The sequence below is a fragment of the Bacteroides sp. 11BF genome (assembly GCF_019633765.1).
GTDB lineage: Bacteria > Bacteroidota > Bacteroidia > Bacteroidales > Bacteroidaceae > Bacteroides > Bacteroides hominis.
Genome location: NZ_JAFKPJ010000024.1, coordinates 1 through 13,447 on the forward strand (window position 1 = coordinate 1; position 13,447 = coordinate 13,447).

Annotated in this window: 13 protein-coding genes; 11 read left to right on the plus strand and 2 right to left on the minus strand. The window is 46.4% G+C overall.

Going from position 1 to position 13,447, the window contains the following annotated elements; translation table 11 throughout:
• Positions 1 to 80 precede the first annotated feature (80 nt).
• The 9 genes from JZY04_RS18780 (at position 81) to JZY04_RS18820 (ending at position 7,533) form a co-directional block, all read left to right on the plus strand.
• On the plus strand, positions 81 to 674 hold the full coding sequence (locus JZY04_RS18780; RefSeq protein WP_007482659.1) for a hypothetical protein: 594 nt from the start codon (positions 81 to 83) through the stop codon (positions 672 to 674).
• 38 nt (positions 675 to 712) lie between these two features.
• The gene (locus JZY04_RS18785) at positions 713 to 1,291 is read left to right on the plus strand and encodes a hypothetical protein (protein WP_007482658.1); all 579 of its coding nucleotides are present in this window, start codon (positions 713 to 715) and stop codon (positions 1,289 to 1,291) included.
• Between the two features lie 62 nt (positions 1,292 to 1,353).
• Positions 1,354 to 1,821, plus strand: a complete 468-nt coding sequence (locus JZY04_RS18790; RefSeq protein WP_007482656.1) for a hypothetical protein — start codon at positions 1,354 to 1,356, stop codon at positions 1,819 to 1,821.
• A 22-nt stretch (positions 1,822 to 1,843) separates the two neighbouring features.
• Positions 1,844 to 2,302, plus strand: a complete 459-nt coding sequence (locus JZY04_RS18795; protein WP_032535952.1) for a hypothetical protein — start codon at positions 1,844 to 1,846, stop codon at positions 2,300 to 2,302.
• A 28-nt stretch (positions 2,303 to 2,330) separates the two neighbouring features.
• A complete protein-coding gene (locus JZY04_RS18800) occupies positions 2,331 to 3,173 on the plus strand; it encodes an AraC family transcriptional regulator (protein WP_033572530.1) in 843 nt (280 codons plus the stop codon).
• A gap of 31 nt (positions 3,174 to 3,204) precedes the next feature.
• Positions 3,205 to 4,107 carry an RteC domain-containing protein gene (locus tag JZY04_RS18805; protein WP_004326095.1) on the plus strand — a complete coding sequence of 301 codons (903 nt, stop codon included), beginning with the start codon at positions 3,205 to 3,207 and terminating at the stop codon, positions 4,105 to 4,107.
• 35 nt (positions 4,108 to 4,142) lie between these two features.
• On the plus strand, positions 4,143 to 4,571 hold the full coding sequence (locus JZY04_RS18810; protein ID WP_007845709.1) for a helix-turn-helix domain-containing protein: 429 nt from the start codon (positions 4,143 to 4,145) through the stop codon (positions 4,569 to 4,571).
• Positions 4,534 to 6,606, plus strand: coding sequence for a bifunctional DNA primase/helicase (locus JZY04_RS18815; RefSeq protein ID WP_220577441.1), 2,073 nt, complete (start codon positions 4,534 to 4,536; stop codon positions 6,604 to 6,606). Before JZY04_RS18810 ends, JZY04_RS18815 begins: the two co-directional genes overlap by 38 nt.
• Before the next feature lie 408 nt (positions 6,607 to 7,014).
• Entirely contained in the window at positions 7,015 to 7,533 is a 519-nt protein-coding gene (locus JZY04_RS18820; RefSeq protein WP_004326099.1) for a dihydrofolate reductase family protein, read from the plus strand.
• Between the two features lie 97 nt (positions 7,534 to 7,630).
• Here JZY04_RS18820 and JZY04_RS18825 read toward each other — a convergent pair whose 3' ends face one another.
• Positions 7,631 to 9,088, minus strand: a complete 1,458-nt coding sequence (locus JZY04_RS18825; protein WP_220577442.1) for a type IA DNA topoisomerase — start codon at positions 9,086 to 9,088, stop codon at positions 7,631 to 7,633.
• Positions 9,089 to 9,114: 26 nt separating this feature from the next.
• Positions 9,115 to 10,431 carry a DUF4099 domain-containing protein gene (locus tag JZY04_RS18830; protein WP_007482643.1) on the minus strand — a complete coding sequence of 439 codons (1,317 nt, stop codon included), beginning with the start codon at positions 10,429 to 10,431 and terminating at the stop codon, positions 9,115 to 9,117.
• Between the two features lie 944 nt (positions 10,432 to 11,375).
• Here JZY04_RS18830 and JZY04_RS18840 point away from each other — a divergent pair.
• Together JZY04_RS18840 and JZY04_RS18845 are read left to right on the plus strand one after the other, a co-directional pair.
• The gene (locus JZY04_RS18840; RefSeq protein WP_220577443.1) at positions 11,376 to 12,002 is read left to right on the plus strand and encodes a Crp/Fnr family transcriptional regulator; all 627 of its coding nucleotides are present in this window, start codon (positions 11,376 to 11,378) and stop codon (positions 12,000 to 12,002) included.
• Between the two features lie 155 nt (positions 12,003 to 12,157).
• Complete coding sequence (locus JZY04_RS18845; protein WP_004309979.1) at positions 12,158 to 12,568, plus strand: hypothetical protein; 411 nt, start codon at positions 12,158 to 12,160, stop codon at positions 12,566 to 12,568.
• The last annotated feature ends 879 nt before the right edge of the window (positions 12,569 to 13,447 follow it).

The following is a 13,447-nucleotide window of genomic DNA, read 5'->3' on the forward strand; positions in this document are numbered from 1 at the left end:
ATCTATTGAAAAGAAAAGAGTTATTAACGAAGCAGGATAACGGACAAGCCGTTCCCTGCTGAACCATTAGATATAAAGACATGAGAATATTTGTATTGTATTGTTTGTTCCTTTTCCCACTTAGCTATGTTATAGCGAAAAACGGCTATGTGGAACAAAATTCAGTAAAGTATCATTTTTTGACTGAACAAGATACCCTTTATATAGAAACAGAAAAAACAGAATTTGAAACTCTATATAGGCTGTGTTTTAATCAGCACGATGAAAAGAAGGTCATTTTTGAGTTGAAAGCGGTAGATGATAGCAATATTGACTTCGTGCAAAGCTATACAATCAATGGAGTGAGAAAGTTTGATTGCTTTGCTGTGTATGATAATGTGGCAGACGGAAACCGTTTCCTGTTCTTTGATTATGAAAATCAAGCAGCTTACATAACGCCTACTTGTTTTTCCGGTTTCTATCCGATATGCAGTTCTGTGGACTTTTCAAAAACGGAAGTTTTATTACAAAATGAGCACTCCCATTTGAAACAGCTAAACGACACATTAAGTATTGATAGTAAAGTGGCTTATGTACCATTTAACTGTAATAATCGAATTATAAAGGCAACTTTAGTTCCATATCCTCAAGCGAGAAAGGGCAATAGATATCTAATAACGAAAGATAGCATCTAACGATGCTCCTTTCTAAGCATTAGCTGTAATTATATGACATGAAAATCTATGAGAATAAAATATTGAGAATACTTGGATTTATTTTTATTTGGATTTATGTATTCGGTGTGGGCATTTGTTTTGCCGGAAGGTGGTATGCCATTGGAATACCGGGAGTGGTTTTATTGCTTGTATGGTTAAATCACAATCTTATAGGTGCTGCTATTCGTAGATATAGAGCAAGGCAGGCAATCAAACAGATAAAAAAGCATGGAACACGATTATCGGTTGATTTAAGCCAATGTAAAGTCAGTGCGCAGAAATGGAGTAGCAAGAAGTCAAGGATGCAAGAGCCAGTCTTTAAGGTATTCAATTCATGGGAAACCCAGTTTTGGAATGGTGTTAGCGGCTCTTTGTTTCCTGACATTTATCATAGTGAACAAGTAGTGTCCACTGCAATATGCACCGTGACGTACACCACCCCATACAAAGGAAAGACAAAAACATTTCGCAGTGATGCAATTTTGAAGGAAAAAGTTTCATTGGAAATGCTATTGCAATATTATGGAGTGGCAACGATTTACATAAATCCGAAGAATGACAATCAATATTATTTTGATTTGGATTTTCTAAAATAGATACAGCTAACAACGCAGGATAACGGACAAGCCGTTCCCTGCTAACCATTAACAATAGTGCGATGAATAAAACTGTTCAATCCATAATAGCATTGACAGCTTTCAGTGCTTTGCTGATAGCCATAACATTATTTTGTGGTGGCTTAGGCTTTGGTCGTCTGTTCGGAATATATGGCATTATGGAATATTGTCTTTTGGGTATGCTTGTAATAATAGATATACTGGTAATCTACAAGGTCTATAAACTATATGCAATGCAGCCTAAAACCATAATGTTATTGTTGGGTTTGGAATGTTGCTCTATCCTTTTGTGGCTTGCCTTTATCTGTATAGACCAAAGTTTATTGGATTGGCAAATTACAAACTTCATATTGCAAGCTGTTTGTTTAGACGGCTTCACGGGAGATGAACGAGGATTGAATATGCTTGCAGTCTTATGTGGCATTGTTTATCCCCTTATTGGGATTGGGTGTTTATTCACCGGATTGGGATTTGTAAATAAGTTAGTAACAACGAAAGATAGCATCTGACGGCGTTCCTTTCCAAGCCATTATGAATAAAGGAATAAAAAATACAGATAACTATTTTGAACGAGTGAAGCAACGTGCAAACCGGACGAATTACAGATACTATTTTTTTGACTACCTATATTTCAAGGGAGAGGTTTGGGGCAAGAAGATAGGGCGGATGTCAGGTTTTATACTGCTGTTTTGGTATTGGTGGTGGGTAGTAGTTCTGCCCGGCAACTTTCTCCTGATTAACAGTGTACCGGAATGGTCGTCCTTACATCTTGGCTATTTAGGTGCAATGTTTTTGCTTATTTGTGTATTTATTCTTGCACGATACAGGAAAGCCCGTGTACAGGCATTGTTGAACCGCTACCGCCGCTCTAAGCATATCAGCGCAGTACAGGCATATTTTCTGTTCCTGCTGCCCTTTGTACTTTTCTTCTTAGAAACATGGCTGTTCGATGAATGGGGTTGGACGGATTGCGTGAGGTGGAACAAATGATATGTCATTCATATATAAAACATCAGATATGGAACAACGGATTACATCATTATTGCTTCCCGCTCCCGAAGCGGAGTTGGAAGCGTCCTGCAAGGAACTGGACGAAAAGGTAACATGGCTGCTGCACAACAGCCGGAAAATGGACAACTACTTGGAACTTGAACCGTTCAGCAAGGACGTGCGGCTGTGCGCCCACGTATGCGACACGCTCAAAAGCCTGCCGGAAACGCCGACACTGGCGGCATACAAGGACTACAAGGCAATCATTATCCTGCTGGGTATGTCCACCACCCATTACGCCATACTGGACGAACTGGCGGAACAGCACCGCAAGCGGGACGAGATACCCGAACTGACCGCCTACTGCGATGCGCTCCACTGGATGCGACCGGGACGGCAGTACCTCTGCAACGTGTACAACACGGTATGCCACGCTTTCCACCTGCTACGGAGAAACCCGGTAAGGGACAACCGCCTGCTGGTGACGGAAAAGGAACTGCGCCACGCCGAACGGATGCTGCCGGAGCTGGGCAGGCAGACATTCACCGAAATGGTGCGTCTGAAAGGCTACATGGTCTATGATGCCGAGCAACTGGCGGACAAATGCGGCATGGAATACGGCTCGTTCCGACGGAAGGTAAAGAAAATGACCGGGTACACGGCTAAGGAATGGGTGATAAAGGAGCGTGCAAAGGACGTGGAACACTACCTGAAGAACACCAACCTCACACTTACGGAAGTGGCGTTCACCACGGGGTTCGCATCGACATCGAACCTGAACGACTTCTGCAAGGCTTACTTGCTGGACACACCGGGCGAGATACGCAGAAAAGCGCAGGAAACAAGAAAATGCACAGTTACAAGAACGTAATGTGAAAAATCAAGAATAAAACAGATTTTTTATGCCCGTAACTTTGTGCTTCATAAAAGATAAGCACAAGGTTATGGAACATAAGATACCGTTGGAAACATACTTCGCCGGACTGCTTCAAAAAGTGGAATGGCAGATACAGGAATACGAGGACACCGCAGCGGACACGCTGACGCTCTGCCGCCTGTGCGTGGACTACCTGCAAGAGATACTGGGCGAACTCAAAAACTTTATAATCTCCTACCCGTTCGCCAGCACGGAAGAGGAAATACACTTCTTCAAGGAACTGAAACCGCTTTTAGCGAGCAAAATCATCTATTACAACACCGTTTACAAGATAGAGGTGCGCTTCCCCAGCGGCAGCGAGGAAGTGCAAAGGGACTACCTGCTGTCGGAAACCGACCGGATTTCAAAGTCGTTCCAGCGGAACTTGGCGTTCTACCAGTACCACCGAACGAAAGCCACCTACTTGGACAGGCAGTATTTCATGCGTGGGAAGCCTGACATACAAATCATCGTGGACAGTTTCTATTACGAAACAGACCCACAGTTCAGCACCAGTCACGATTTCAAGGTAGCCAAGATTTTAGCCAACGAACTGCTGGAAATATACCTCACCAACCGTCTGCACGAGCTGGAACGCCGGGAACAACGCAAGCGGGTGAAGAACGGCTTCATGGGAAAGGTGTTGCGCTGGACGGGGACGAAAAGGGCGTTGGTGGAACTTATCTACGCACTGGACGCCTGCGGCTGTCTGAACAAGGGGACGGTTGATATTAAGGAGATTGTAGCCTACTTTGAATACGTGTTCGACATCGACCTCGGCGACTTCTACCACACCTACATGGAACTAAAAGCCAAGACCAAAGACCGAACGGGCTTCCTCTCCACCCTGAAAGACAGGTTGCTGATGCGCATGAGGGAGCAGGATTAGGCAACCGTGCTTTAACAAAATTTATTTCGCCACAGGTGGGTACATCTGTGGCGTTTTATTTTTCAGGACACCCGAACTTTGCGGCAAATCAATCAGTTACCGTTATGGAAATAATAACATTCGAGTCCAAAGCCTACAAGGAACTGGACAACAAGATTACCGCCATTGCCGACTACATCTTCAACCACATGGAAACGGCAAGGCAAAGCGAGGAAGACATGTGGGTGGACAGCTACGAGGTCTGCACGTTCCTGAAAATAAGCGAAAAGACCCTGCAACGCCTGCGGGTGTCGGGAACTATCGCCTATTCCAACATCAGGGGACGCTACTTCTACAAGGTCAGCGAGATACGCCGGATGCTGGAAGAACGCCTGATAAGGAGCAACAAGGAGAACATCGACAACCTGATAACCAACCACCAGTTGTATGCTAAGGAAAGAGGAAATCTTAGAAAGAACAAGTAACGGGCTGGCGGTGTTCAAACACTACCTGCCCGGCAATTGGCGCATAGGTCGCAACTTCCTTAACCCGCTGTACGAGGACAGCAAGGCTTCCTGCAACATCTATTTCGACCGCCGGGGCGGTATCTACAAGATGAAAGACTTCGGCAACGACAGTTACAGCGGCGACTGTTTCTTCCTCGTGGGGCAGTTAAAGGGGCTGGACTGCAACCGGGCGGCTGACTTCGTGGAGATACTGGAAATCATCGACCGGGATTTGGGCTTGGGGCTGGCTTCCGGCATTCCGGTTTCCGTTCCCCCGGCAACCGTCTGCCGGGCAGTGCCGGACAAACCCGAAGAAACGCCCGAAAAGCCCGTCAAGCCCTACCAGTTCCGGGAACAGAAGTTCCCGCTTGCCGAACTGGTGTACTGGCAACAGTACGGCATCACGCCCGAACTGCTGGAACGTTACAAGGTCTGTTCGCTCCGGGAATACAACAGTGAAACGGCAGAGGGCAAACCGTACACCTACACTTCATCGGTGGCAGAACCCATGTACGGCTACAAGGGCAAACAGCACATCAAGCTGTACCGCCCGTTCTCCACGCCCCGTTTCCTCTACGGCGGCAGCTTCGGTGAGAACTACTGTTTCGGGCTGGAACAACTGCCAGCCAAAGGCGACACGCTATTCATCACGGGCGGCGAGAAAGACGTGCTTTCGCTGGCGGCGCACGGTTTTCACGCTATCTGCTTCAACAGCGAAACGGTGACAATACCGCCCACGCTGGTTTATCGGCTGACATTCCGGTTCAAGCACATCGTCCTGCTCTTTGACATGGACAAGACGGGCAGGGAAAGTTCATGCAAACAGGAAAAACTACTGGAAGAATTTGGAGTGAAACGCCTGCTGCTCCCGCTTCCGGGAACGAAAGAGGAAAAGGACATATCCGACTACTTCAAAGCCGGGAACACCCGTGAAGATTTCCTGAAACTGTTTATCGAATTTTTAGACAACCTGTATAGCGACACATTGATTATGCTTAAATCGTGCGAAATAGATTTCAACAACCCGCCCGCCAAAGCGCAAGAGATTATTTCGGCGGGTGACGTTCCGCTGGGGACACAAGGCAACCTGTTCGGCATCACCGGGGGCGAGGGAACGGGAAAGAGCAATTATATAGCCGCAATCGTGGCGGGCTGCATCTGCCCGGCTGGTGCGGAAGTAGATACGCTGGGCATACAGATAACCGCCAACGGCAAACACAAGGCGGTCTTGCTCTACGACACCGAACAGTCGGAAGTGCAACTGTTCAAGAATGTAAGCAACCTGCTGGCACGTGCCAAACAGCCGGACAAACCCGATGAACTGAAAGCGTTTTGTCTTACCGGCATGTCACGCAAAGAACGCCTGAACGCCATTGTACAAAGCATGGACAAGTTCTACTACCAGTACGGCGGCATCCAGTTGGTCGTCATTGACGGCATCGCAGACCTTGTTAAGAGTGCCAACGATGAAGCGGAAAGCGTGGCGGTGATAGATGAACTTTATCGGCTGGCGGGTATCTACAACACGTGTATTCTGTGCGTGCTGCACTTCGTCCCCAACGGATTGAAACTGCGGGGACATTTGGGTAGTGAGTTGCAGCGTAAGGCGGCTACAATCCTTTCGATAGAGAAAGACGAAGAACCCGCCCAGTCGGTCGTGAAAGCCTTGAAAGTAAGGGACGGAAGCCCGTTGGACGTTCCTTTGATGCTCTTTGCATGGGACAAGGAAGCGGGGATGCACGTGTACAAGGGCGAGAAGCCCCGTGAGGAAAAGGAGAAACGCAAGGAAAGGGAACTGGTGAATGTCGCACATGACATCTTCGGGCGGCAGACACGCATCACCTACATAGACCTTTGCGAGCAGTTGCAGCAGGTATTGGACATCAAGGAGCGCACCGCAAAGAGCTATATCCGCTTCATGCGGGAAAGGGACATCATCACCAAAGACACGGCGAACCAAAGCTGTTTTGTCATCGGTTCATATCATCTTCAAAGGAACGCAAGCTGCCCGTAGGCGTATGGGCTGAACTTGTGTATTTTTAGGTGCTTGTGTCCTGCCCTGTTGTGATAACACGGCAGGATTTTTTCTGTTTGCACGTGATTTTTCAGGGTATTTGCTTAACTTTGCAGAAGTTACACGGAAAAGTAACGGCAGTTGGACGGCGGTTGCCGGAATATTGCCTTTATATATAACATATACGTTCGCCGAACGTCCCAAAGTAGAAAACTGGCACTTTTCAAAATGTGGGGATATTCAGCGCAGGATATGCTATGCGTTTGTCATAGCGTGGCTGCACTGTTTCCACATTTGGGTATGCCAGTACCTCTACTTTGAAACAGCGTCATGCCACGCTTTCTTTTTTGGGGTTGCGGCTAACGTGCCAAGACAGTAGGGATTTATATCACTTTAATACCTGACAATATGGAACAAATCAAAGCGCACATCGCCGTATCGCTGGACGGGCATACCGCCACGCCGGACTATGAACTGGACTGGATGCCCCGTGAGGTCAAGGAACTGGCGGCAAGGGAACACGCCGCCGCAAGCTGCCTGCTTATGGGGGCGAACACCTACAACTACATCTTTGAACACTGGGGCGGGTGGCCGCACAAAAGCAAACGGTCTTTTGTGGTGTCACACTACGACACCAACGTTACACCGGACTGCGGGGTGGAGTTCCTGACCGAAGAACCGCTGCAAAGGGTCTATGAACTGAAACAGGAAACCGACATGCTGGTGGTGGGTGGCGGCAAGCTGCTTACTTCATTGATTAAAGCCGGACTGCTGGACAGCCTGACAATCTACACCGTCCCGGTCATGGCGGGCAAAGGCATCGGTTTTGTCGGGGAAACATCCGGCTCGCTGTGGAAGCTCTCGGAAAGCAGGGTGCTGGATAACGGGGTGGTCTGTTCGACCTACCTGTTTGGCGGGAACATATAAAAAATGCGCCCGGTTTCCCTCCGGGCGCAACCACTAAAATTTCAATTATTATAAGCTGTAAAACCTATCACAATGAAATTTCAGCGGCAAAGATAGGCTATTTCTTCGGTTTCGCTTTCTTTTCGGGGAATGAAAAACCGACATTGAACTGCTCGTCCAGTACCAGCGAAGCATCGAAAGCCTTGCCGTTCTTGCCCTTGAAGCCCTTGATTAGCCCGGTCTTGCGTTTAGTCACCAGCTCGACAATCTGCTTGTCGGAAAGCTGCTTGTCGCACTTGTTGCGGAATATGGTAAGCGTGCAGTCCACGTTGGAACACTTCGCCACTTTCGGGTAGAACAGGATGCGCCCGCTGCCGCATTTCGGGCAGGGGCAGGTTTCACCAGTAGCGACAGATAGCTGCACCGATAGCAGTTCTGCGGTGATTTGCGTTGCGTACACCTCGATGCCCTTTCGGAACGTGTCGCCCTGCTGGGGCAATACTCCCGCTTTGCCGGGTGTGCCGTCCAGCCCGGCGGCATACCCGGCAAAGCGGGAGTATTGCCCCAGCAGGGCGACACGTTCCGGCATTTCATCGAAAACGTCCTCCGGGATATAGCGGCTTCCGGTTCGGGGATAGGACATCACTTTCTTTTCATACAGGCTTTGCGCTATGGAAAGCGTCTTGTCAGCCGAGAAGTTCAGCTTCGTGTTCGCTTCCTTTTGCAGCGTGGTAAGGTCGTACAAAAGCGGCGGTTCTTGGCAGGCTTCTTTCCTCTCAACGGATTTAACCACAAGTTGCCCGGCATCCTTTACCCGTTGCAGGGCGGCTATGGCTTCGGGCTGCTGTTCCCACTTGGCGGTCGATTGGGCGGTAAAATTTATTCCCCCGCTGGCGGTCACCGCTTTGAGTTGCCAAAACTTGGCGGGTACGAAATTCCTGTTCTCCAAATAGCGGCCGCATATCATCACGAGCGTGGGTGTCTGTACCCTGCCCAGCGAGAACACCCCCTGCCCGGCAGCTACGCTCAACGCTTGGGTGGCGTTTATCCCTATCAGCCAGTCCGCTTCGCTGCGGGACTTGGCAGAGAGGTAAAGGTTATCGTAACGCTCTCCCGGCTGCAAGTTATCCAGCCCCTCACGGATTGCCTTGTCGGTAAGGCTGCTTATCCACAGGCGCACAAATGGTTTCCGGCAGTTCAGGTAATGGAAGATATAGCGGAAGATTAACTCACCCTCACGCCCGGCATCGGTGGCGACAATAATCCGGTCGCACTGGTCGAACACTTCCTTTATCACTTTCAACTGTTTCAGCACGCCGGGGTCTGCCTTGTACCCTTTCTCCGCTTTCACCTGACGGGGGATTAGCTGGAAATCGGGCGGCAGTATGGGCAGGCTCTCCCTGCGGAAGTTCGCCACGCCGTAGGCTTCCGGCATGGCAAGCTGGATTAAGTGGCCGAACGCCCATGTCACCATATACCCGTTGCCGGAAAGATAACCGTCATTACGCCCGGTCGCACCGATGATGCGGGCGATGTCCTTTGCCACGCTGGGCTTTTCTGCTATCAATGCAATCATAATTCTTTACTTTTTAATGGTGGATATTACATTTTCATTCCTCTGGACTTCTTGGGCTTGTCAGCTTTCAGGCTCTTGTCCTGCGCTTTCTCCTGCTTCTCTTTCTGCTTGGGGGTGGGCTTGTCCTGACCCTGTTTCAACGGCTCTTTGCCCTGCTTGGTGGCTTCGTTGGTCTTGCCCCCGGAATTGACCGCTACCTGCGTCCGGTTCTCGGCGGCGGGGGTAACGTCTTTCGGCTGCACCTTGTCGTGGGATTTGCCCTGTGCGCCGGGCTGTACATGACCGTTGAACTCAACGCCCTTGCCGTCCTTTAGCCCGGCTACCTGCTGTTCTGCGGGCTGCTGCCCCTGCTGCAAGAACTGGACGGCGGCACGGGGCAGGAACTCCAAGCCACGCTCCACCGCACTGACCTGCAAATAGGCACTGCGCTTCGTGCCGTCCCTGAATTGCAGGTTTTCCATTTTCACCGCTTGCCCGGCTTCAAAGGCGGCTTTCTGTTCCGGGCTGACTTGCACGTTACAGATTGTATCGGGGCATTTCCATTTGTCAGCCCGCATGTATTCCAGTTCGTGCGTGTACCTGTCCCGGCTGACAAACACGGGGATTTGCTCGCCGCTTTTCGGGTCTTTGATTTCAGCGATGCCGCCCAAGTTGCCAGTGCCTTGCAAGTTGCCCTGTTCCTGCTTGGTGAACCCGTGTTCATGGAACGGGCGTTGCAACAGCTTTTCGTCCTGCTGCACGCCGTGCAGCTTGGGTACTACCGTGCCGTCCTTTGCCTGATAGAAAGAGAGCTTGACATCGGTAGGTTTGAGGTAGAAGCCGCCCACCGTCCCCGAAACGGTGTAGGTATTTCGGGACTTGTAGCCACGCATCACCCGGTCGAAGTCCTTCGTGTTTTTCAGGGTGTCGGCGGTGATGCCGACTTTTTTCAGGTTCTCCCAGTCGATTTTTGCCGGGTCGAAGCGGTAACCCTGCTTGAACTCGTGGAAGTCGGGCTTCGGAACTCGAAGCATTTCAGCCCGCTTGTCGCCCTCCGGTGTAGGGTTGCGGTGGTTTTCCTCGATTGCCTTTGCGTCCCGCTCCGCTTCGGAAGCCTTGACGCTGAACAGTTCCAGCCCGGAAGTGTCCTGATACTTGCGGTAGAAGTTGGAAATGAAGTTGCTGAACACATCGCTGTTCTTGTCCACCTGCATGAACTCGCCACCGTGTGTTGGCGGTACGGTCTGCAAATTGCCCTCCTTGTCAATACCCTTAACGGCACTCACCTTTCCCTGCTGTTTATCCAAGACCAGCAGCACGTCTTTTTCCTGCCCCTCTGCGGGCGGGGTCATTCTGTTTGCCATAAATAATTGAAATTTTAGCGGTTACGGGAATAGTCCCGCCCAAAGGTAGCGACTAAATATGCTATATTTGGACGGGCGGCAAGGGCTGTCCGAATTTGTCCTGCGGTGTCCCGATTTGTCCGGGTGGGATGAAATTCCGCAACCATTGGTTGCAGAATTGAAAAGGGCATAAAAAAAGAGAGTGAATGATTTCACTCTCTTTCGATGAACCCTTTGTGAACCCTTTGGTCGTTTTTTGAAATAGCTAAAACTCAAGTAATTTGCATATTTTGCAAAAGAAAATCATTCGAGTATGAACCATATGTGAACCCTTTAATGGATTAGCGGGGAACACTGTTTAAGCGTCATCGCGCTTCGTTAGTAATCTGTTATTGCACTCGTTTCAAATCCCCGATAGATTGGAGTGACATTTCTATGTAGGGAATAGTTTTTAGAATATGGATGTTATCTATTGCTTCTTTACCACCCAATGCCAATGCCGATACAAGACATGGAGATTATAGAATAAAAATAATTCATCTTTCTTATTATCAGTCATTTGAATATTTTCTGTTTTTCTCTATTTTTGCCATTTTCTGTTATTCAGTACACTTTGAAATATCATTTTCTTTTGTACCTTTGCATCCGCAAAAAACAAAAGAAAATCAACTATTTAGTGTAATTACCCGGTTACGGCACCTAAATCGAGATAAAACCTCTAAACAATGGCAATGTTAGAAAATAAAACGAAAGAAAACCCCAAGCTGGAGCAAAATAAGCTCTCGGACGGTAGAATAAGCCTTTACTTAGAGTATTATTTCCTCCTCAAATTATTAAAAGTAATACTGTCAAAAAGAAATACCTTTTATTCTTACTCTTTTCGCCAGTACTTATATCTTGCAGTCAACAGAAAAAAGTTTAGTACGGTTTGGATATATAGACAAAAAACAGACTAAACTCCAAACATGGAAATTCAGATATTTTTTATACATTTCTTTTATATACAAATGATAGCCGAATTCAATTCATATATGAGTAACATAGACATAGACTTCTTCAAGGAGTTGTGTCTGAAACATGGAGAGTTACGACATTATAAAAAGAATGAGTTTATTCTCCATGAAGGTGATGCCTGTTCTTTCTTCGGGTTTATCTTATCAGGCGTAGTCAAATACAGTTGCACCAACCGGACAGAAAACAAGCCGTATAATGTCGGTTTTTCCTTTCCAAATGAATTTATAGCCGATTATCCCACTTGCTTATATGGCATGAAATCAGAATTGAATATACAGGCGATAATCCCGTGCGAGATTTACATCTGTTCTTCTACATTCTTACAGCAAAAATTCAAGGAAAATAATGAAAACCAACGGATAGCCCGTATCGCAGCCGAACAGATGTTTTTCCAATCATATTCACGTTATTTGGATTTATTCAGATTCACACCGGAAGAGCGTTACCTCCAACTTTTAAAAAAATGCCCTGCAATCTTTCAAATGGTATCACTAAAAGAAATAGCATCCTACCTTAAAATTACACCCATACACATGAGCCGAATCAGACGCAAGCAAAGTTTTGACAACAAAAAATAAACATAGGTTTAGAAATTTACATTCATAACAATATTCCAAGAGTATCTTAATCTGCCAAAGAATTCTTCTTTTTATCTTTGTCTTATCTTTGGTTGGTTCAACGAAGAGACAAAATAAAGATTGAATGAGTTAAACAAGGGATTAAAAAAAAGAATATGAAAACAAAAGAAATTCTTGGAATACTTATGCTATTCCTCTGTACATTCAGCTTTATAAGCTGCGACGATGATAATGAACAGACAAATGAATTAACCCCCGAAGCACTTTATCAGACTTCATGGCGTGGAACAGGGCATTGTGAGGCTTGGACAGTACAAAATATGGGGGTCGGTATGCAATTTGTAGATACTCGGAAAGGGAAAGTAAATTGGGAAGGTTACGATGAAATTGATATTACTTATACAATAGAAGGGAAATATATCACATTTAATAGCAATGCTTTATATTTGGGTGGAGCCCCTTGGATTATCAAAAGCTATACCCAAAAACATATAACCATTATACAGAATGAAATTAGTCCAGATAAAGAGAAAGTAGCTACAATTGAATTAGAGAAAATAGATTAAACTGAATCATGGGAACATTAAGTTGCATAAATGTATGCTACAACAGAACAATGAGAACCGTGAGATTTGCAAATTGAGCAAAGAAAGTCATAAATACCTTGTAAATAAAGGAAAAAATGCAGATTCATCTAATATTCCTTTATGTGCTATTATCGGGCTGGTCTATGGGCTGAAACACAAGGAAAAGAGATTCACCTTGTTCTTTTGTATAGGATTGGTTATTGGGTTAGGATGAGCAATTTATATGCTACTGCTAATAAGGTCAATGTAAATCAAAGGAATATGAAACTGAAATATATATTGAATGCTATACTATTTGTTTTGGCATTATCTTTTTTGTCTATGTGTATATTTAAGACTACAGAGTTAAGTTTAAAATGTATACAATTTGCTGTATCTATCTCTTGTATAGGAGCAATGTTTTCTACAAAAAGATATAGATACATATTTGCATCTATTGCTTTAATCATTATAGGAATATCTTTTTCACTTTAAATGTCCATAATAACGATAATGATTTGATTATTGAATGGTATAATAATAGTCCAGTCTACAGATAGCGACTAAAAACGGGGGCAAGGGATGCCCGAATTTGTCCTGCGGAGCTTGAAATTATCCGGGTGCGGTAAATCTCCAACTGTTGGTTGGAGATTTAAAACGGGTACAGACCGAAGTTAATCGCTTGCTTTAGACGAGCCATTTGTGAGCCATTTGTATAGTATTGTTTTCGGCTTATAATCAGCATTTTACAAAAATCGCATTATACTTGTGAGCCATTTGTGAAGCGTTTGGCAAGCCTTTGATTGAGTTTCCGTTATTCTCCTATTATCAGGTGACACGACAAAAAGAAAACATCTTCGGCAAAATCTTTGTTATGTT